Here is a 19772-nt window from a genome sequence, read left to right as displayed (position 1 = left end):
CGTTAGGCTGTAAGCTTTAGGCGAGATTTTTTAGATTATCCAAACAAGTACCTATTCGTAGTGAGGGACTTAAGTCCCTCGCTACGAATAGAATAAATAGACAAGAAGTTCAGCAATGGAAAATAAACCACGTTATGTGGCTCACATGGCTCACAGACTACGGTTTTAAACCCACGATTCTACTAATCCTTTCTTACTATTAGCGGGTGACTTAAGTCACCCGCTAATAGTAAAGAAAGAATCTTTTTAAAGATTTTAATTCAATACTAAGCATGAAATTTATTGCCATACTTTTTCTTTTTTCATCCTTCAACATTTTTGCTCAATCAACATTCAAAGCTGAGTTGATAAAAAGTGAGTTTGTTTTTGATACTCCCCCTACGCCTGCTTGTCATGCCTCTACGATTGTTGAATTATCGAACAATACCTTTATGGCATCATGGTTTGGTGGTAAATACGAAAGTAGCCCCGACGTTGGTATCTGGATAGCTATCAATGAAAAAGGACAGTGGAAACAACCTAAGATGTTGGTAGATGGCGTGGTGAATGATACGCTCAGATTCCCGTGTTGGAACCCTGTTCTGTTCAAAACAAAAGCTGGTAAGCTCTTGCTTTTTTATAAAGTCGGTAAAAATCCACGTGAATGGTGGGGTATGAAAATATCATCTGACGATGATGGAAAGCACTGGAGTAAACCCGAAAAATTACCCGACGGAATGTTAGGACCTATTAAAAACAAACCTTTTCAATTAGCCAATGGAGAGATACTATATCCGTCGAGTACTGAAAGTTTAGATGAAAAAGTATGGAATATTCACCTTGAAAAGTCGGATAAAAATGCTAGTAAGTTGCAGAAAATAAGTATTGATTGCGATACCTTTGGGGTAATTCAACCAAGTATTTTGCAATATGCTGGCAGGAGACTTCAATTACTTTGTCGTTCTCGCCAAAATGCGGTAGTTCAAACATGGTCGGAAGATAATGGCAAAACGTGGTCGCCTCTTAGTTTGACGACAATCCCCAACCCCAATTCGGGAACAGATGCCACAACTCTCAAGAATGGTTTGCAGGTGCTGGTGTATAATCCTTTAAAAAAGGGAGCAAATTGGTTCAATGGTCGGTATAAACTCAATGTAGCAGTTTCAAAAAATGGCTCCGACTGGCAAGATGTCTATACCTTAGAAGACCACAAAGAAGGAGAATTTAGCTATCCTGCTATTATTCAAAGTAGCGACGGATTGGTACATATTACCTATACTGCCAACCGCAAAAATATCAAGCATATCGTATTAAAAGTACAATAGTGCCTAAAAAAAAGGTGGTGCGAAAACCTGCACCACCTTTTTACGATTAACGACGTCTTCCACCGCCTCCGCCTCCGAAACTTCTCATTCCTCCTCCACTAAAACCTCTATTTTGGAAACCGCCATTTCCGCCATAGTTTGGTCTGTAGCTTACGCCTCCACGGTTGTATCCCCCATTATTACCATTGTATGAGTGGAAATAGTTATTACGACTACCAGCCATCATACCATTATTATAATGTGGATGATTTATTGCTACAGAACGATAATAATTACCAAAGTGATTATATAAATAAGGATAATTCATATAATATCCTCCGTTATAAAACCAGTTTGAAAAACCATAGGCAGGAAAAGCACTAAAGCCAAAACCACCAAAGCCGTAAGACAAACCAAAACTGCCCCAATAAGCACTAGGATACCAAAGTGGTGAACCATACCAATAAGGATAACCAAACCAATATGAATATGGATTAGCATAACCATAATTGTAGTTGTTACCATAAGCTATTTGTCCGTTGGGCAAAATATAGCCATTGGTTTTGGCAAAATCTTTAGCGGCTTGGTTTAACTCCTGCTGTGCTTGTGGATTATTGCCCAACTCTTTTTTATAAGCCGCCATCTGGGTCTGATTCTGTATCATCAAACTATCGTGCCAGCTAGCTAATTGGGTAGTCAAACCGTCTTTGTCAGCAACATATTGCTGTCCTAGTTTAGTAGTCAAGTCGATGTTGTCTGTCAACAATAACAATACGTCTGGATACTGCACCAACTTTTTGAAAGCATCTTGTGTTGGCACATCCAAAGGTTGAATGGCCTTTGCAAAGCTATTTTGTGCTTCTTGATTCAGATTATCAGCTTGAACCAAATCATCATGATGGTGACGATACAAACGCCAAGCGGCTGTTTGTAGGTTTTCATCATTGTTAGGCAGCAGTTTTTTAATATCATCCTTGCTTTGGCCAGATGGCAATGTTGCCAACGTGTGGGTCAATTCAGGGAAACGGGTTAGTTCATAAAACCAGCCTTGTTTTTTCTGGCTAAAGTCACTAATTAAGGCTTGGAAAGCCCCCTGTGTCTGATTTTTTTCTTGTTGTAACTGCGTAAGCGTTTGTGGATATTGGCTAACTAATAAAATAGCCTGACGAACATCTGCATTATAGGATGCGATTGAATTTTGCAATCCCTTATCTGTTTCCAATTGGTTGGTTTGGCTAAAAGCATTGATGTTTACAAAAAATAAAGTAGTCATCAATAAAATTATAGAAAGAACCCCGTTGATTTTTGTGATTCTTTTTGTGGCAGTGCCCTCAACAATCATGTTAGTTTTCATTTCTTCAGTGATTAAAATATTTGCTTTAAATTGAAACTGTGAACTCTTTTCCAAGGCCTGAGTACAGCGTACGCATCAAGAACGTACATAGTACGACTGACAGGCGTGTGTTCAAGAAAAAGAGAATTAAATTTTAATTTAAAAGGACAAATATTTCCAAGAATGAAAAAGAATAAATAAATGAGGGAATTTGTGATTATTTACATCTAAAACGGATGTTAAGGTAGCTTTATTTTGAACAAACAATAATAATTTATTAGCACTACTCCAAAGCAAACCGCTATCAAGGTGATTTGCTAGGTGTTGAGAAAGCTTATCTCCATCCTCTAAACCATCATAAGGAATTGATTTAAATAAAGTATTTTGATTTTGTAAATGGCTCGCACCAGTCAAACGATTACTTTTTTCAGATTTCAATACCAAGCCCTTGTGGTGGGTAGGCATCTTAGCTAAGATTAACCATACACTACTGAACAGTAATAATGACCATATGAATCTTTTTAGTAACATGACGTTCGTGCAATACGTAATATAAAATAGTAATCTACTTTAACCTATTTTGTCATTTCGACTATACAAATCAGCAAAGGTTTAATCTTATGTAAAAAAATAATAAAATTTTAATAAAAACAGTTAATAAGATGACAATTATCAATAGTAGGTCATCAATATAATTTAATCAAGGCTTTCTTTTATTGTAAACAACTGATAACTAATCATTTGAATACAATCTTGACGGCAGACTATTCACCAATCATTATTTACTAAACACTACTTATTAATAAAACAACAAGCATTCAAACCAAGCCAATGTTACATTTTTCCAAATAGTCATTAACTTAACTAGCAGTATTTTCTAAGTAAATTCTAATATTAGATTAAGCTATGGTTAAGTTATGAGTTTCAATTTTGAATCATCAAACCGTTCGTTATCGCTGTTTTGATGATTTTCCAACCTAAAACTCATATATTATGGATACACAAGCAGTTCAGAAAATACTTGTTCCAATTGACTTTAGTGAATCTTCAATGAATGCGCTTCATACCGCTATTGGAATGGCCAAACGTCAGCATGCACAATTGATTTTACTGCATGTAGTAAATATTAGTCCCTTGGTTAATAATAAGGACGACGGCACTATGATTAGTGACTCAAACCTGCAAACACTTCTTGATACTCATCAAACTAACCTTAGAAAACTTGCTGATAAAATTACCAATGACGAGTTTATCGATTGCCGAGCCATTATCAGAACGGGATGGGTTTGTCCCGAAATAGTAAGAGCCACGATTGATTTTTATGCCGACTTGATTGTAATGGGTAAACACGGTGTATCAGGCACTAAAGAATTCATGATGGGATCAAATGCCTTTAATGTACTGAAAAATGCCTATTGCCCAGTGTTGCTAGTTCCATCTCATCGACGATTTGAAGCTTTCAAAACCATTGTTTATCCTATCAGAGCTGTTGAAGGAGCCATCCAAAAATATAGCATGGCACGAAATTTTTTGAGAGAAAATGACGCCGAATTGGTAGTAGTCGGGCTCTTGGAAAATGGAGAAAAGGCAAGTTTTGAAACGCTAAGTCAGGAAACTTTCAAACTCGATAAAAAATTAAAAGAGGATAACCTAAAATCACAAACTGGTTTTTATTACTGCGATTCAGTAGCGGCAAAAGTGCTTGAAAAAACCACTGATTTTATGGCTGACTTACTGATTATTACCGCATCGATAGACCACCACATTCAGGATTATTACGTTGGCCCTTTTGTTCAGCAGATAGTCCATTATGCCAGAGTCCCTGTTTTATCTATCAGACCCAAACCAGCCGATGCCTTTGTGGTTAAGTCGATTAATGAAGATGAAGAAAACAGTGAATACCCCTACCCTGTGCAAATGTTAGGGATAATTTAACAAAACAACTACAAGAACCATAAAGACAAATTATTCAATTAATCGGTTTAATATTTTCACCACTTAATTTTTTTTAATCATGGAAAATCTAATAATCAAAAAAATCCTAGTGCCTATTGATTACAGCAAATTATCATTAAATGCCTTAGATTATGCTGTACACATGAGTCAAGATTATGAATCTACAATCCATCTACTACACGTCATTGACCCTGATACGTATTTAACTATTTCCGAACATGGTGTAGAGTTGGATTTGACCAGAGAGAACGTTATCCAACGAGAAAACAGAAAATTAGCCAAATTGGCTGAATCTGTTACATCAAAACATCCTATCACGGTAATTCCGATGTGTGTCGTGGGGAGTGTAGTTAGCGAGATTATTAAAATAGCGGAATATCATGCCGTAGATATGATTGTAATGGGAACGCATGGTATTTCGGGCTTTAAATCGTTTTTTATGGGAACTAATGCTTTTGACGTAAGTAAAAAAGCCTCTTGTCCTGTTCTTACCATACCAAATGAGAAGAAATGGAAGAATTTCGAGAAAGTGTTATTCCCTGTAAGAACCATTCCAAATGCCTTGCATAAATATGAATTCGCTAGAAAAATCATTGCAAAACATCAGTCTGAACTCATTATTTTAGCTTTATTAGACGACGACAGCAGTAAGAAATCAACATATTTAGACAAAGAGTTGAAGGCCTTGAACGAAAAGCTGGTTGAGGATAATATCAAAGGCTATTCTATCTTTACTTATACTGATTCCGTAGCCCATGCGGCCTTGCGAAAATCAGATGAATTAGATATTGATTTGATGATTATCACTGCCGATTTTAGCTATTCAATTGAAGACTACTTCGTTGGTCCTTTTGCCCAACAGGTATTGAATCATGCGAAAATCCCAGTGTTGTCTGTCAGACCACAAGAGGAACCTGTAAAAGCTGAAAAAACATTAACTGATGAAACCGTGAGTAGTAGTTAGATTTTTGTAATACCTCTTTGAAACATTCTCATGCAAGCAACTCAGGACTTTCATCAAAAAGTCATTTCAAATTCGCCTCAAGGGGATTCCCCTCACGGGTATTCTTGGGCTTGGTTTTGGTTTTCTACCACCATAATTGCTTTAGTAAGTACTATTAGCATTTATTACTGGAAAGATTACCAAAACCAAGTAGCTCAGGAAGTATTGGTGTTTGATACCAACAAAGACATTAATCAGAAAGAACAACAAATATTAAAAACCCTTTGTAAGCCCTTGCTGTGGTCTATCCAAACCAACATGATGAAAAAGGACTTAAAAAGGATTAATAGATTTGTCCAGAATATTGTTCAAATGAATCATTTCTCTAATATCAACATCGTGGATACTGAAGGGAAGATTCTGGTGGCTAGCAACAAAAACTATGAAAACACTTCGGCGTTGGCACTGTATGCCTCGCCTTTGTTTGTACAGGATTCTATCGTTGTTTTACAAAAAACCAATAAGGTTTGGGTAGTAGCAGCTCCTATCAAAAACATAGAAAGAAGAATTGGGACACTCTTTTTTGATTATTCTCCCAATACTTCTACGAGTATTAAGTAGCGATAATATTAATAGCCCCGTGCCAGATTCGCTATATTTACTAAGGCTTCGCCACATTCAAACCTTGATAGGTTCTCGAGAAAAAACTTAATTTTATCTATATTCTCATTTGCCCATCCGCCAGAGGTGTGCTGTGTTAATAAGACATTGTGCATTTGCCAAAGCAGGTGGTCGTCTGGAAGTGGTTCTGTGGCTGTCACATCCAGTACAGCTCCATAAAGCTGATTATTCAATAACATTTCTATCAAAGCTTGCTCGTCCACTGCCGAACCTCTGCCTACATTTACAAACAAAGCAGTGCATTTTAGTAGGTGCAATCGTTCTTTATTAAACAAACCAATGGTTTCGGGCGTTTCTGGCAAAGTAGCTACTACAATATCAGTCGTGGGCAAATGTTCTTCTAATTGTGTAATCGTTTTAGAGTCCAAGACGGTGGTTTTACAGTTAAACCCTGTCAGTAAATCTCTTACCTTTAGTCCGATTGCCCCAGCCCCAAGCACTAATACTTTGGCATTATTTAATAGATGCAAGGTAGAACGCAAAGGCGTACCGACCCACTTTGTCTGCATCTGTAGTTGGGTTAAATGGTTGACACCACGGTACATCGCTAAAATACCTGCCACCGCCGTTTCCGCTACTGACTGCCCGAAGAAGCCCTTTAGGTTGGTTATTTTAAAGGTATGGTCGGTTAATTGCTGATAAGGGTCTAGTCCCGCAGAATGCAGTTGTAGCCATTTCAATTGGGTAGTTTTCTGAGCCCATGCCAGCGGCACATTGCCAAAGCAAATACTTGCACTCAAGAACTCCTCCTCTCTTTTTTCAGCGGGAATCTCTTCTCCTATAACAATTTTATATTTCTCCGATAATTGTTCTTTGATAAGCAAAGCCTCGTTTTCTTCAAATTTGGTATGAATATATATTTTCATGTTGAATTGATTGTTTTTAAGAAAATCTCATTTGTTGTGTATTCCGTACGAACCATTCTATGGAACAGTTTTTTAAATACTAATTTTATTGAACGAGCTTTGACAACTTTCAAAAGTTGTCAAAGCTTACGAAGTTATTTATTGGCATTAATTCAATAATATGCTTTTATTTCTAGCGAACGACTTAAGTCGTATTGATTAGTAACAAGTTTATAAATTTCTAATAATTAGATACTTATCCCTAGCGAGGGACTTAAGTCCCTCGCTAGGGATAAGGTCTTCAACGTTTGGTTTTAAAGGTTATTTTAACCAATTTATCAATAATCACAACACCATTTTAACTTTTTAAAAGATGTGGGTAATGACTAGAACTTAAGTCCCTCGCTAGAAATAAAACGTTATATAATCGTCATTATGTATGGCTTCGTTATTTTATGGTATTCTGTCAGTTTTCCAATAAAAAACTGCTAGTATGGCAAATCAAAAATGGTATTCTGCCATTATGGCACAAAAAAAGTGTTAAAAAGGTACTGGCATCAAGATTGTTGAAAGTAAGGAAATCTCTATCTGTTTATGTAATGATTGAATAGTGCAAAACATATTTAGAGTAACAAAAATAGGCAAACATTCTTGTAAGCCTCTTTATAGTAAAAATAAAAAATCTTATTCATATACTTAATTAATATTAACAATGGGAAAAATTATCGGTATTGACTTAGGAACAACCAACTCTTGCGTAGCTGTAATGGAAGGTAACGAGCCAGTCGTAATCGCTAACTCAGAAGGTCGTCGTACTACACCTTCAATCGTTGCCTTTTTAGATAATGGTAACGGTGAACGTAAAGTCGGAGACGCTGCCAAACGTCAGGCTATCACTAATCCTAAAAACACTATTTCATCTATCAAACGTTTCATGGGTAAACGTTATTCTGAAGTTGGTAGTGAATTAAAAACGATTGCATATACGGTAGAACAAGGTTCAAATGATACCCCACGTGTACGCATCGGTGACCGTTTGTACACACCTCAAGAAATTTCTGCTCAGATTCTGACTAAAATGAAACAAACTGCCGAAGATTATTTAGGGCAGACAGTTACAGAAGCAGTAATTACAGTTCCTGCTTATTTTAATGATGCGGAACGTCAGGCGACTAAAGAAGCTGGACAAATTGCAGGTTTAGAAGTTAAACGTATCATCAACGAGCCAACGGCAGCAGCCTTAGCTTACGGTCTTGACAAAGGCGGTAAAGATATGAAAATTGCTGTATTCGATTTAGGTGGTGGTACTTTCGATATATCAGTATTAGAATTAGGTGATGGCGTATTTGAAGTAAAATCTACTGACGGTGATACACACTTAGGTGGTGACGACTTCGACCAAGTAATCATCGAATGGTTAGCAGACGAATTCAAAAAAGACGAAGGTGTAGATTTACGCAAAGATGCGATGGCTCTTCAACGTTTGAAAGAAGCAGCAGAAAAAGCGAAAATTGAATTATCATCAGGTGCTTCAACAGAAATCAACTTGCCATATATCTTCCCTGTGGACGGTATGCCTAAACACTTAGTACGTACATTATCACGTGCTAAATTTGAGCAATTGGCAGATTCTTTAATCCAAAGAATGCTTGAGCCATGTAAGCGTGCGATGAAAAACTCGAGCTTTACAAATGCTGACATCGACGAAGTTATCTTGGTAGGTGGTTCAACACGTATTCCTAAAGTGGTGGAAGAAGTAGAGAAATTCTTCGGAAGAAAGCCATCTAAAGGTGTTAACCCAGATGAAGCTGTAGCAATCGGTGCGGCAGTACAAGGTGGTGTATTGACAGGTGAAGTAAAAGACGTATTATTATTAGACGTTATTCCTTTGTCATTGGGTATCGAAACAATGGGTGGCGTGTTCACTAAATTAATCGAAGCCAACACTACAATTCCTACGAAAAAATCTGAGACATTCTCGACAGCTTCAGATAACCAACCTTCAGTAGAATTGAACGTATTGCAAGGAGAGCGTCCGTTAGCAAGTCAGAACCGTTCATTAGGACGTTTCCACTTAGACGGTATTCCACCAGCACCACGTGGCGTTCCACAAGTAGAAGTTACTTTCGACATCGATGCTAATGGTATCCTTCACGTATCTGCAAAAGACAAAGGAACAGGCAAAGAAAGCAATATCCGTATCGAAGCATCAAGCGGTTTGACTGATGCTGAAATCGAAAAAATGCGTCAGGAAGCGAAAGCTCATGAAGCAGAAGATAAAGCTGAACGTGAAAAAATCGAAAAAATCAACCAAGCTGATTCATTGATTTTCCAAACAGAAAAACAATTGAAAGAGTACGGTGATAAATTATCAGCAGGTAATAAATCAGCGATTGAAGGTGCTTTAGGAGAATTGAGAACAGCACACGGTTCACGTGATGTAGCTTCTATCGACTCAGCACTTGAAAAATTGAACAACGCTTGGGCAGCAGCTTCGCAAGAAATGTATGCACAAGGTAGCCCAGAAGGAGCTCAACCAACTGGAGACGCAGGTCAAACTGCTGATTCAGGAGCAGGAAACTCATCAGCAGAAGATGTTCCTTTTGAGGAAGTGAAATAAGTAGTCGGCTATCGGCTTTCAGTCATCGGCTGATAAATATTTAAAAAGTGTTATAAAATCTCTCTCTTTTATCAAAAATGAAGAAGGTTTTATAGCACTTTTTTTATTTAGTATTCCTTTATGTTTGGTTAAATAGATGGAATGAGTATTGAATAATTCAGAGCATTTTACAGTAGTATTCTCATTAATATTTACTAAGAAAAAAGAATATGAATCAGGAAGATGAAATATATAATGAAATGAAAGGAGAAGATGTCGGAATATGGTTTATTTCTGATAATTACGGATTTAAAATTTCTGTAAAAATTCCTTCAAATGTTATTCGATCTTTAATAAATGGATGTCGAATAGAATTTCTATTTGGGAAAGATGAAAAAGACAATTGGATTTATTACCATACGGGTTCAAGAATTTATGATGACCTTACAAATCCCATTTTAATCACTCAACCATGTCGATTTATTAGAGATTATGAAGGGTTAAAAAGAATATTGAACGAGAAAGAGGTAATAATAGAATTATATGATGAGCTGTTGACATGTTCTGCAACGGCTAAATTGACAATAAAAGAAGGAGATAGAATAACTATTCTACAATTTATGGAAGGCATCAAGAATTTGTACTTGGGAGATTATAATTCAGAATTATCAACTTCAATGGATTCCTTTATCTATTCTCTTGACAGTTCTCAGAAGACTTCCAATTCGTATAAAATCAAAACAAAATCGATTCCTTGCGAGATCAAAAATTGGAATATAATTCATAAGCATTTCGTTGGTTTTGCTGATGTTCAACAAGTCAACATATCAGATAAAGATGAAGGTGGCACTTTTGAAAGGCAAATCTGGTATTCAATGGAAAGCCTATTTCTAAATGATATTTATTTGAATCCAATTATCAAGCAAGAGAGTAAAGACAGAGAATTGACTGATATTTTTGCTCATCACAAATACGGTATTTTTTTGGTAGAGACTAAGGCATTAGGGGTACTAAACCTCGATAAGGAACAAACAATCGAACGAAAGGTATCGAATGTAAAAAAGCAAGTACTAAAAGGAATTAAACAACTTATCGGAGCAAATAAAAATATCAAAAGGAATTTGCCAGTTTTTAGCAACTTAGGTAAAGAAATTAAAATTGATGCCTCTTTAGTTCCTCATTGTCTTGTTTTAGTTTCGGAATTGATACCATTAGGAGATTGGGAAGAAATCGAGAATGAGATAATTCTTACTATGATGAATGAAAAAATATATTTGCATGTAATGGATTACCTTGAATTTATGAAATATATAAAGGCTTCAATGGGGAAAAAACAAAACCTTGATTATTACTTAATGAAAAGAGCTGAAAAATTTGTAAAAAATAGTGGGCAAATTCACATGAAAACGAACTTTTTAAAATAAATAATTTCTGCTGTTTGAGATGTTCCGAAGGGCATCTCGAACTATTGATAAAAAGGACTTCTTGTCCGATAAAACTTACCCACTAGCACAAGCAAGTGTTTAAATATTAAAAGTATCATAAAATCTTTAATCGTATTTGATTGGGTTTTGTGGCACTTTTTTTGTTTTTGGATTTTATCTATCTTGGGTAAAAATATAATATTGCGATTATCCTGACATTAGGATGGATAATCGCAATAAAAATTTAAATTATTAGGGTATATTACGGTTATATACTCACTAGTGGGCATTCTATAAAACACCTTATGGACAATAAAGAACAACTTTTTGACAGGCTTAAAGCGAACGGGCTAGGTCACTTTTTTGATAAATTAGAGCCTTTTGTTAAAAATACAATCAGACTTTATCTTAAACCTTGTAACGAAGAAGACATTCAAGTAGGACAATCTAAAATCGGTGGTCAACCAGATTTGCCTTCTAGTCTTTATTGGGCTACCGAAACTAACACTATAAAGAAAAAGAAGTTTTGGTTTTTTGGAAAAGAAACCGAACAAATTATTACAAAACCACTTTCATTTATTGCACAAATAAACTTATCAGAGATTGCACAGTTTGACATTGAAAACCTTTTACCTCAAAATGGAATGCTTTATTTTTTCTATGCAAGTGAGCAAGATGCTTGGGGCTTCGACTTCAAGGAAAAAAATAAATTCAAAATTTTGTACCTCGATGGAAACTTGACAACATTAAAACGAATTGAATTCCCAGCTGATTTAAAAAATTCAAGATTTAAACCTTCTTCGTTAAATGTCAAACAAGAAATCAGTTTACCTTCTTATAATCATAATTTATATGATGATTTAAATTTTACTGATGATGAGATTGACAAGTTTTACAATAAAGTATATGAAGATGGAATTCTAAATAAATTGCTTGGTTATGCCGACAATATTCAAAACGAAATGGAATTGGAATGTGAACTTGTCACTAATGGACTTTATTGTGGCGACCAGACAGGTTATAATGACCCAAAAGCAAAAGCACTGGAACCAAATGCAATAAATTGGCGACTGCTTTTACAAATAGACAGTAATCAGGAAAATGAAATGATGTGGGGTGACTGTGGAAGACTTTACTTTTGGATTAAAAAAAACGATTTAAAAAACAAACAATTTGACAACTCCTGGTTTATTTTACAATGTAGTTAAATCGGGTTCACACTGTTCGAGATGTTCCAAAGGGCATCTCGGGGACGCCAAGTCGAACTATTGATAAAAAGGACTTCTAGTACGCTAAAACTTACCCACTAGCACAAACCGTTACTTGTAATATAAAATGACACCTAAAACAATTTACATACTTATTATTTTAATCTTGACAACTTCGTTATGTTCATTTGGACAAAGGATAACTAATGATGAATTGCTGACAATTTTAGACATCAACTCTTTTAGAGTTCCATCATTTCCTAAAAAACAGTGGACAATTGAAATTATTAATGACACGCTTCAAAAGCGTAAGATCATAAGTATTAACAAAGTATTATCTTCGAAGACTAACTCACTTATTACTGTTAAGTTTGACAATGACACAACAATTTCATTTACACTAATTCAAAATAAATATACAAGCAGTAGCGGGACAATACCTTTACAAAACAGCAGGTATGAAATAACGTGGAACAAATTTCCAGAACGACTTTATAAAAATGCTTTTGTTATTGCAACAATTAATTATGAACAAAAGGACGATAATTCTATACTAAATTTGACACAGCTTTTAATCATTCAACTTATTGACGAACTTAAATTATGACGAGTAAAAATTTAAGGCAACCTTTGGTAACTTACTCAAGATAGTAGAAGTGACGTTAAATAATAAGCTTTAGAGCTTACTTTAGCTAAACAAAAATAATCAACACCGATACGAGCAGACCCAATGCTAATTCCCAGTCTGCCAAAAGCTATACTCGTTAGCAGTAATGGTATGCGCACATCCCTAATCATCATAACACTAACATTGACATCTTGCTCTTTCCGACAAAACAGTCAAAAATCTGACAACAAAAAAATGAATTTTACGGAAGCAGACATTTTGCATAAGCTTGATTTAGCATTTAATGGACAACCGGCTGATGATTATCCAGTAGGAACGAATGGCTATATCAAGTATAATTTTTTCCTTGACCTAGAGCATGGTTATTGCAAAACAGCAGGCAACAAAATTCATTTATATGCAGACTCAACAAGATGGGCAATCGTATTTGAAAAATGTGGTTACCAAAATCGTGCAAATAATGCAGAAATCGAACTTGACTATGTTGGGAATTGTATCAGCTATGCTATTGACAAATATTCCGAAGGGAGTTACATCACAAATGCAAGCAATATTGTTTTAATAACATCGGAGGAAGATGAAAGGATAACAAACAAGGAAGATTTTGAATTAATTAGCCCAACTGAAGGCGAATTGACTATTCATGGGCAGAAAGTTGCAATTGACCATGACACAAAAAAATATTTGGCATTGGGAATTAAACCAAGGGACTACGATAATCCCAAAAATCTCATTGGTTATAGTGACATTGTTAGATTTTTCAGCGACACTAACCCTGAATTAGTTAGTGCAACCGAAGACGAAATCAAACAACATATCCCACATGATATTCCGAAACTTATGACACTTGATAGATTTCACTTTATAAGTACTTATGACAAAAGCTCCCTACCAAGTAGCCAAGAGACATATCAATTAATTGCAAAAGTTTTAGTGACAAGAGACATAACTTGTTGGAAACCTACACTCAAACCCAACAATCATTGGACAAATTGGGAATCGGGTGACTTATAAACCTACCTCCGCCTACTTGGACTTTGTGTTATATTATTCATGCTGTTCGAGATGTTCTAAAGGGCATCTCGGGGACGCCAAGTCGAACTATTGATAAAAAGGATTTCTAGGCCGCTAAAACTTCTCACCAGTTAGTCAGTATCTAAGATACCAGACTGTAATTTACTAAACCACAATCCAAATCTCTCAATCCTTCAAGCGAATTTTCTCCACAAAAGCATTTGTATTTTTATCAACAATATCGTAAGTTGCTTTGTACAAATTTTAAAACCTATTATTAGTTTAGTATAAAGAATGAACATTTAGACCATCCTAGTCAGGCTATCAATACCAACGAACAAGGACTTTTATTGAAAAGAGTTGATAGAAAATATACAGTCGAGGAGTTTCTAAACATAATTGGCTATGAGATTAGCCAGCTTTTATTAAACATGACTAAATCCAAAAAAATTAAGAACGAAAAATACTCGGATTCATTCTTATTTTGGGTTTCATACTACTTTACACATTGGTATGATTTTGCTTTGCTTTTATTATTAGTTTTAGGAGTTACTACTTTTATAGTAGGTAAAGTAACTATAATTGCAACGCTATTTTTTTCAGTTTTAACTTGGGGTTTAACTCAATTATTTAATTTATTTATCATTATTGCATTTCAAGCACCTTTAATACAATTTATTGTAATAGATTATCAAAATAAATCCTTAATAATTACTTACAAGTATCCATTTGGATGGATAAAAATTAAGACATTAAACCATAATTCTTTCTCTTTCCGAGTCTGGAAAAATCGACATCATAGCTTTACAACAATAAAATCGGAAGATTTTAAAATAACTATTCGTGACGGACAATTTGGATTAGACCTTTTAGATTTATGGAAATTAAACACTGAATTAGCAAAAATAGGCAATCGATATAGAAGTTTTTTTGATTTTTAAATTTATCGTTTTCCCCCCCAACTGGAGCAAGTATTAAGCAAAGCGTCAAACTGTTCGGGATGTTACGAAGGATAATTAGGCTGTTCGAGTTGTTCCAAAAGGCATCTCGGGGACGCCAAGTCGAACTATTGATAAAAGGACTTCTAGTACGCTAAAATTCACCCTCGCTTTTCGCAGTTTTTACTACCTCAGGGTATCGTATCAGGCATTCTAAGAAGGAGACCCCTAGTCCGTAACGTGTAGTGATATGTATCGTCGCAAGATGAAGAATCATAAAATGCATTGCATTTTTGCAATATATCATTGCAATACGCATTGACATAGTTGAAAACTACGCCAAACGGGGGAGCTTTATCATTTTGATTCGTATTCTATTTTTCTTTGTATAAATCTTTTTGAAATACCACTGTTTGCTTCGTGGTAAGTCTTTAAAAATAGTGTGTAAGCTATCCAAAGTCATTAAAGTTGTTTTAAAAGTGTCTGTACCTGTCTGTTTTTCATTGTTCCGTATTTTCAAAAAATCAAGTACACCATCAGAATTAAAATCTCCAAAACAATTAATTGAGCCATATCTTGACCATAGTGGATAGTATTTTATATTATTTTTATTTGTTATATCAAACAGATGAAAAATTATCGTTGTTGCAAAACCACCACTTCCATTGTTAATACAAGTAAGAAGTAAATAATTTTTATTTTTAAACTCTCCTTTGTAAAGTTCAAAACTGTTTACATCTAAATCACACGCAAAATCATTTTCAAATTTTCCAATCAGGTTTATTCTCTTTTGAAAAATCACAAAATAGCTACAAGAATTATCACTATCTTTTTGAGGATAATGAAATTGCACATCTATTTTCTTGCTATCAAACTTGAATCCATAATTTAGCTTCTTGTATTCATCATTTACCTTAATTTTCTCGCCATGATTTACTGTAAATTCTCCAAGAATTGGTTTGAAAATTGGTTTATATTTTTTGTCAAGTATTTGATTAACAACTTCTTCACTTTGAGCAAATACTTGAGAAGAAATTAACATAAAAAAAAGTATCTTTTTCATTTCTATTTCGGTTAATAATATGGTGAATCTCTTTTGACCCACACTGTTCGAGATGTTCCAAAGGGCATCTCGGGGACGACAAGTCGAACCATTGATAAAAAGGAGTTTTAATTCACCCTGTTAGGGATGTTCCAATGAACTAATCTTGACATATTGATAAAAATTTGCCCCCTAGCACAAACAAATGTCAAGCATGGCCTCTATTATACTAAATTTTACTTCATCTTGAAACTGAAGTAGATAAAATTGTCAAGATTTTCCAAATCTCTCCTTTTGCCATCTACTATGGTGAAAGGAGAGATTTTTTATTTAATGTGATTTGAAAACCCTTTAAAATATTTTAGTTTTACTTGATGGATATACATTTTTTTACCCCCATTGTTTTGTTACTATCCTGAAAAACAACATCAACAGTAAAATATAATAACCTAAAACATACAAATGAAACAAAAAGAACTCACAGAATTAACGGACCAAGAGTTGTTACAAGAAGCAAAAAAAATGAAATCAACCGCTATTATTAATGCGCTATTAATTGGGTTCCTTATAGGAATTGTCATTTTTAGCATTGCAAAAAATGGTTTAGGATTTTTTATTTTAATCCCTTTGTTTTTTGCGTATAGATTGGCTAATAATTCCAAATACGATAATAAAGAATTAGAAAATATTTTAAAAGAGCGAAACTTGAAATAGTCTCAATTAGCATAAATTTCAACCATAGCATCACTTGCGCAAACGTATGAAGAATGAACATTTAGATCATCCTAATCAGGCTACCAATACCAACGTACAAGAACCTTTATTGAAAAGAGTTGATAGAAAATATGCCGCAGAGGAGTTTCTAAACCTGATTGGCTATGAGAGAGGTTTTTTGTTTACTGTCAGTGAATTGTTGCTACGACCTAGCAAACTGATTCATCATTATCTCAATACAGATAGAAATGCTTGTACGAAACCTGTAACTTTTTTGTTTCTATGTTCAGTTATTTATAGCTTGATTACGAGCTACTTAGAGGTTGATGTACTCAGTGAAGAACAACTTAAAAAACAATATGGAGTTTCAGGTGTAAATAGTGTTATGCTCTGGGTTCAGAACAATTATGGATATGCCAATATATTGATGTTGTTATTCATTACATTCTGGACAAAGATTTTTTTCAAAAAGTATTTGTACAATATTTATGAAATCGGCGTTTTGTTATGTTTTATCATGGGCGAAGGTATGTTATGGCTTTCGATACACCCTATTGTTGGCAAATTTGTAACCAACGCTATTCTTGATACAGTCATTTTTAGTATTATAATGATATATATCTCTTGGGCTATTGGACAGTTTTTTGGTGGAGGCTTCAAAAATTACTTAAAGGCTCTCTTTGCCTATTTATTAGGGTTTGGTTCATTTGAAATAGTAATAATACTAATAGGGGTAGCTATTGATTTGATAGGCAAAAAAATCTAAAGTCTATGCTATTTTATTGGGATTATCTTAGGGAATAAACCCTTTAAAAGGCCAATGGTTATTTGACTCTCGTCTTGTTGATGAGTTACAACAAAAAGTACAGAAATAAATAGCATTTCTAATAATATATCTACTAAAACTTAATTAAAAGTATAATGTTCTTTCTAAAATTTCGAAAAATATGAGATTGCTATTAGTGTTCCTATCTATTTTCTTAATAAGTTGTTCCGATAATAAAAGCCTTAAAGATAGCCAATCAATAGCCTCAGATTCTGTTAGAATGTTGAATATTGATTCTGTTAGCACATTGACTATTTATGATTTAGCTGGCGATTGGGTTAATTTAAAATATTTGTATTCAATTCAAAAGACTAAATCTCCGAAGATTTCACAAAATGAAGGTGAATTTTCATTTATTACTTTTAGAAGTGACACTGCTATGTTCGTTTATGGGTTTCATGAAGGCATAGACATGAAAGTCATTACTGAAAAACCTAATAATTTCTTTTGTGTTGACTATGATAATGACACCATACGTATATCAGTATTAAATGATACGATGATAATTGCCAATAAAGGAATTCGAGAAAAATATATCAAGTATCAGATGGGATTACCTAACGAAACGTTTTCAAGCCGATTATTGAATAAAGAAATTTTTTCTGGTAATTATCAAGTGGTAGACTCCCCTAAACAATCGATATCATTCAGTGAAGATGGTATTGTAAAGGGATTCTTAGATTTTAATAGCTACCTAGTTCAAGATGACTATATTGATGCTGGTTGTCAATTTGATCTTTTGCATTTAAGGAAAAACCCAGATGATAGATTTGAATATACATGGAGTTTTTCAAAAGATACTTTGATGATTTACAATCTTGATTGTAAATCATATGACACTGACTTAGATCGATGTGTAGAAACTAAAAAAGGCAAACTATTATATAAATTGATTAAAAAATAACTAACCTATACCTCGCTGTTCGATAGCTTAAAGGACAATATCGAACTATTGATAAAAAATTAGCTTTCTAAAACTTATTTAACTAGTGTTTTGAATAAATTCAGCAGATTGGTTAACGTTTATTTCATTGGAGAAAACTCTTTATTTACGCTTGTTCATGTTAGTAAAAAAATGGGAAATAATGACAAACCCACCATCATTAGACTATTAACAGCCATTCAGTGGATTGCTGCAATAATTATCATATTTCATCTCATTGGATTATTCTTATTGCTCGGGAGTGGACACAATCCAACAGAAAGAAAAGGTAATTTATTTTTGAAGTGTATAAAATCGTCTTTTTATTTTACAGTTATGGCATCCCTAATATTTCTTCTAAATGATTTAATATTTTAGACTTTAAATTAATATATTTTTTATACTCATTTTCTTCTAAAGTATATTTTAAATCTATATCTCTCCATTCCATGAAAATAGGAATATACCAAAGAATTCTAATGGTATCTTTTGGAATACAATCTATTGAATCAAATTCAATAGATTGTAAATTGTGAAGAAAATCTTCGCCCATTTGTAAATTAAAAACTCTATCTCTTAATAAGTCAAGAAAACCATCCATTTCCCAAGCATTTGAAATTTTCAAAAGTGCTGAATTCATATATAAAGTTTATTTTTGAGATTTCTAAATAGTATAAATTGCATTTACAGATATCTAGTATAGCGTGTCTAATTAATGCTCGTATTTGGCATAGGGATATATATAGTCCTGTAATGTTACATTGCAAAAACAAAAATGTAAAGTATCTTATAAGTTTGGTCATACGCTTAGTATATATATAGAATAATGGTAGTTTTATAAACCAAAAGATTTTAAGGTACTTTTTCGATTTTAGTATTTTTATTTATTTTAGACAAAAGAAATATTATTATAGTTATCCTAGCATTAGGATGGATATACTCAATGAGTTTTAAAATAATTGGGTATATATCGGTTATATAGTCGTTACTCGGAACAAAAAATCATTTAAAAGCAAGATAACATTATGACAAAAAGACTAAGCTCCGACTTTTCTGGAGCCCTGAGAACTTTCGCGTATTTTATGGCAAGTGGTACACATTACATGTTAGAAGATATTAATTACCTTTCGTTATATGGAAATAATCCAAGTGCAATTGAAAAGGTGTATGCAATTTTTGCCAACGTCATTGAGTTAGATGAACAAGGGAAAGTAGTAAACTTTACATTTGCTCAGAAACGAGCAACAGACTATTTGAGAGAATATTGCGACCCAGGTTTTACTGTAACCCCACCATATGAAGATTGGGAGGTAGCTTTGCATTGACTTGAATTGTATTGACCTTTAAATATAATTATCGATTTTTAGTCATCGACTAAAAATATTAAAGCTGCTAAAAAATCCCAATGATTGGGAT

The 19772-nt window shown here is 34.1% G+C and carries 18 protein-coding genes; 13 read left to right on the top strand and 5 right to left on the bottom strand.

From position 1 onward, the window contains the following. Window positions 1-272 precede the first annotated feature (272 nt). Window positions 273-1304 carry a sialidase family protein gene (locus AC07XN_RS11620; protein ID WP_494743197.1) on the top strand — a complete coding sequence of 344 codons (1032 nt, stop codon included), beginning with the start codon at window positions 273-275 and terminating at the stop codon, window positions 1302-1304. 46 nt (window positions 1305-1350) lie between these two features. Here AC07XN_RS11620 and AC07XN_RS11615 read toward each other — a convergent pair whose 3' ends face one another. Together AC07XN_RS11615 and AC07XN_RS11610 are read right to left on the bottom strand one after the other, a co-directional pair. Further along, complete coding sequence (locus AC07XN_RS11615) at window positions 1351-2637, bottom strand: hypothetical protein (protein ID WP_494743196.1); 1287 nt, start codon at window positions 2635-2637, stop codon at window positions 1351-1353. A gap of 138 nt (window positions 2638-2775) precedes the next feature. After that, complete coding sequence (locus AC07XN_RS11610; RefSeq protein WP_494743195.1) at window positions 2776-3081, bottom strand: hypothetical protein; 306 nt, start codon at window positions 3079-3081, stop codon at window positions 2776-2778. 528 nt (window positions 3082-3609) lie between these two features. Between AC07XN_RS11610 and AC07XN_RS11605 the strand changes: the two genes are divergently transcribed. The 3 genes from AC07XN_RS11605 (at window position 3610) to AC07XN_RS11595 (ending at window position 6136) form a co-directional block, all read left to right on the top strand. After that, window positions 3610-4551 carry a universal stress protein gene (locus tag AC07XN_RS11605; protein WP_494743194.1) on the top strand — a complete coding sequence of 314 codons (942 nt, stop codon included), beginning with the start codon at window positions 3610-3612 and terminating at the stop codon, window positions 4549-4551. 79 nt (window positions 4552-4630) lie between these two features. Then, window positions 4631-5536 (top strand): universal stress protein, encoded by a 906-nt coding sequence (locus AC07XN_RS11600; RefSeq protein WP_309916863.1) that lies wholly within the window; start codon window positions 4631-4633, stop codon window positions 5534-5536. Window positions 5537-5566: 30 nt separating this feature from the next. Next, the gene (locus AC07XN_RS11595) at window positions 5567-6136 is read left to right on the top strand and encodes a hypothetical protein (RefSeq protein ID WP_494743193.1); all 570 of its coding nucleotides are present in this window, start codon (window positions 5567-5569) and stop codon (window positions 6134-6136) included. A gap of 8 nt (window positions 6137-6144) precedes the next feature. On the opposite strand, the gene AC07XN_RS11590 is transcribed toward AC07XN_RS11595, so the two are convergent. Next, window positions 6145-7062: a D-2-hydroxyacid dehydrogenase gene (locus AC07XN_RS11590; protein WP_323251753.1), complete on the bottom strand. Its 918-nt coding sequence runs from the start codon at window positions 7060-7062 to the stop codon at window positions 6145-6147. Window positions 7063-7753: 691 nt separating this feature from the next. On the opposite strand from AC07XN_RS11590, the gene dnaK reads away from it, so the two are divergent. The 5 genes from dnaK (at window position 7754) to AC07XN_RS11565 (ending at window position 14855) form a co-directional block, all read left to right on the top strand. Then, window positions 7754-9661, top strand: coding sequence for a molecular chaperone DnaK (gene dnaK / locus AC07XN_RS11585; protein WP_309916872.1), 1908 nt, complete (start codon window positions 7754-7756; stop codon window positions 9659-9661). 209 nt (window positions 9662-9870) lie between these two features. Then, a complete protein-coding gene (locus AC07XN_RS11580; protein ID WP_494743192.1) occupies window positions 9871-11064 on the top strand; it encodes a hypothetical protein in 1194 nt (397 codons plus the stop codon). 305 nt (window positions 11065-11369) lie between these two features. After that, window positions 11370-12272: a YwqG family protein gene (locus AC07XN_RS11575; RefSeq protein ID WP_494743191.1), complete on the top strand. Its 903-nt coding sequence runs from the start codon at window positions 11370-11372 to the stop codon at window positions 12270-12272. 862 nt (window positions 12273-13134) lie between these two features. Then, on the top strand, window positions 13135-13914 hold the full coding sequence (locus AC07XN_RS11570) for a DUF7003 family protein (protein ID WP_494743190.1): 780 nt from the start codon (window positions 13135-13137) through the stop codon (window positions 13912-13914). Window positions 13915-14345: 431 nt separating this feature from the next. Beyond that, on the top strand, window positions 14346-14855 hold the full coding sequence (locus tag AC07XN_RS11565) for a hypothetical protein (protein WP_494743189.1): 510 nt from the start codon (window positions 14346-14348) through the stop codon (window positions 14853-14855). A 331-nt stretch (window positions 14856-15186) separates the two neighbouring features. Here AC07XN_RS11565 and AC07XN_RS11560 read toward each other — a convergent pair whose 3' ends face one another. Beyond that, window positions 15187-15915 carry a hypothetical protein gene (locus AC07XN_RS11560; RefSeq protein WP_494743188.1) on the bottom strand — a complete coding sequence of 243 codons (729 nt, stop codon included), beginning with the start codon at window positions 15913-15915 and terminating at the stop codon, window positions 15187-15189. A 441-nt stretch (window positions 15916-16356) separates the two neighbouring features. Here AC07XN_RS11560 and AC07XN_RS11555 point away from each other — a divergent pair, with 441 nt between their 5' ends. From AC07XN_RS11555 to AC07XN_RS11545, 3 genes are all read left to right on the top strand, one after another. Beyond that, window positions 16357-16608: an FUSC family protein gene (locus AC07XN_RS11555; RefSeq protein WP_309916880.1), complete on the top strand. Its 252-nt coding sequence runs from the start codon at window positions 16357-16359 to the stop codon at window positions 16606-16608. 46 nt (window positions 16609-16654) lie between these two features. Next, window positions 16655-17374 (top strand): DUF3667 domain-containing protein, encoded by a 720-nt coding sequence (locus tag AC07XN_RS11550; RefSeq protein WP_494743187.1) that lies wholly within the window; start codon window positions 16655-16657, stop codon window positions 17372-17374. A gap of 181 nt (window positions 17375-17555) precedes the next feature. Further along, window positions 17556-18338: a hypothetical protein gene (locus tag AC07XN_RS11545; protein ID WP_494743186.1), complete on the top strand. Its 783-nt coding sequence runs from the start codon at window positions 17556-17558 to the stop codon at window positions 18336-18338. A 352-nt stretch (window positions 18339-18690) separates the two neighbouring features. On the opposite strand, the gene AC07XN_RS11540 is transcribed toward AC07XN_RS11545, so the two are convergent. Next, the gene (locus tag AC07XN_RS11540) at window positions 18691-18996 is read right to left on the bottom strand and encodes a hypothetical protein (RefSeq protein WP_494743185.1); all 306 of its coding nucleotides are present in this window, start codon (window positions 18994-18996) and stop codon (window positions 18691-18693) included. 385 nt (window positions 18997-19381) lie between these two features. Between AC07XN_RS11540 and AC07XN_RS11535 the strand changes: the two genes are divergently transcribed. Next, window positions 19382-19681, top strand: a complete 300-nt coding sequence (locus tag AC07XN_RS11535) for a DUF7677 family protein (RefSeq protein ID WP_494743184.1) — start codon at window positions 19382-19384, stop codon at window positions 19679-19681. Window positions 19682-19772 lie beyond the last annotated feature (91 nt).

It is taken from the genome of Arcicella sp. GW458-12-2-14-TSB2, assembly GCF_059423785.1.
This window is presented reverse-complemented; position numbering and strand designations above follow the sequence as displayed.

Excerpts from the sequence above, each read along its gene's own strand:
- AC07XN_RS11550 (WP_494743187.1), top strand. The coding sequence starts at position 16,655 with ATGAAGAATGAACATTTAGATCATCCTAATCAGGCTACCAATACCAAC.
- AC07XN_RS11610 (WP_494743195.1), bottom strand. The coding sequence starts at position 3,081 with ATGCCTACCCACCACAAGGGCTTGGTATTGAAATCTGAAAAAAGTAAT.
- AC07XN_RS11560 (WP_494743188.1), bottom strand. The coding sequence starts at position 15,915 with ATGAAAAAGATACTTTTTTTTATGTTAATTTCTTCTCAAGTATTTGCT.
- AC07XN_RS11570 (WP_494743190.1), top strand. The coding sequence starts at position 13,135 with ATGAATTTTACGGAAGCAGACATTTTGCATAAGCTTGATTTAGCATTT.
- AC07XN_RS11545 (WP_494743186.1), top strand. The coding sequence starts at position 17,556 with ATGAGATTGCTATTAGTGTTCCTATCTATTTTCTTAATAAGTTGTTCC.
- AC07XN_RS11615 (WP_494743196.1), bottom strand. The coding sequence starts at position 2,637 with ATGAAAACTAACATGATTGTTGAGGGCACTGCCACAAAAAGAATCACA.
- AC07XN_RS11565 (WP_494743189.1), top strand. The coding sequence starts at position 14,346 with ATGACTAAATCCAAAAAAATTAAGAACGAAAAATACTCGGATTCATTC.
- AC07XN_RS11575 (WP_494743191.1), top strand. The coding sequence starts at position 11,370 with ATGGACAATAAAGAACAACTTTTTGACAGGCTTAAAGCGAACGGGCTA.
- AC07XN_RS11595 (WP_494743193.1), top strand. The coding sequence starts at position 5,567 with ATGCAAGCAACTCAGGACTTTCATCAAAAAGTCATTTCAAATTCGCCT.
- AC07XN_RS11535 (WP_494743184.1), top strand. The coding sequence starts at position 19,382 with ATGACAAAAAGACTAAGCTCCGACTTTTCTGGAGCCCTGAGAACTTTC.
- AC07XN_RS11540 (WP_494743185.1), bottom strand. The coding sequence starts at position 18,996 with ATGAATTCAGCACTTTTGAAAATTTCAAATGCTTGGGAAATGGATGGT.
- AC07XN_RS11580 (WP_494743192.1), top strand. The coding sequence starts at position 9,871 with ATGAATCAGGAAGATGAAATATATAATGAAATGAAAGGAGAAGATGTC.
- AC07XN_RS11600 (WP_309916863.1), top strand. The coding sequence starts at position 4,631 with ATGGAAAATCTAATAATCAAAAAAATCCTAGTGCCTATTGATTACAGC.
- dnaK (WP_309916872.1), top strand. The coding sequence starts at position 7,754 with ATGGGAAAAATTATCGGTATTGACTTAGGAACAACCAACTCTTGCGTA.
- AC07XN_RS11555 (WP_309916880.1), top strand. The coding sequence starts at position 16,357 with ATGAAACAAAAAGAACTCACAGAATTAACGGACCAAGAGTTGTTACAA.
- AC07XN_RS11605 (WP_494743194.1), top strand. The coding sequence starts at position 3,610 with ATGGATACACAAGCAGTTCAGAAAATACTTGTTCCAATTGACTTTAGT.
- AC07XN_RS11590 (WP_323251753.1), bottom strand. The coding sequence starts at position 7,062 with ATGAAAATATATATTCATACCAAATTTGAAGAAAACGAGGCTTTGCTT.
- AC07XN_RS11620 (WP_494743197.1), top strand. The coding sequence starts at position 273 with ATGAAATTTATTGCCATACTTTTTCTTTTTTCATCCTTCAACATTTTT.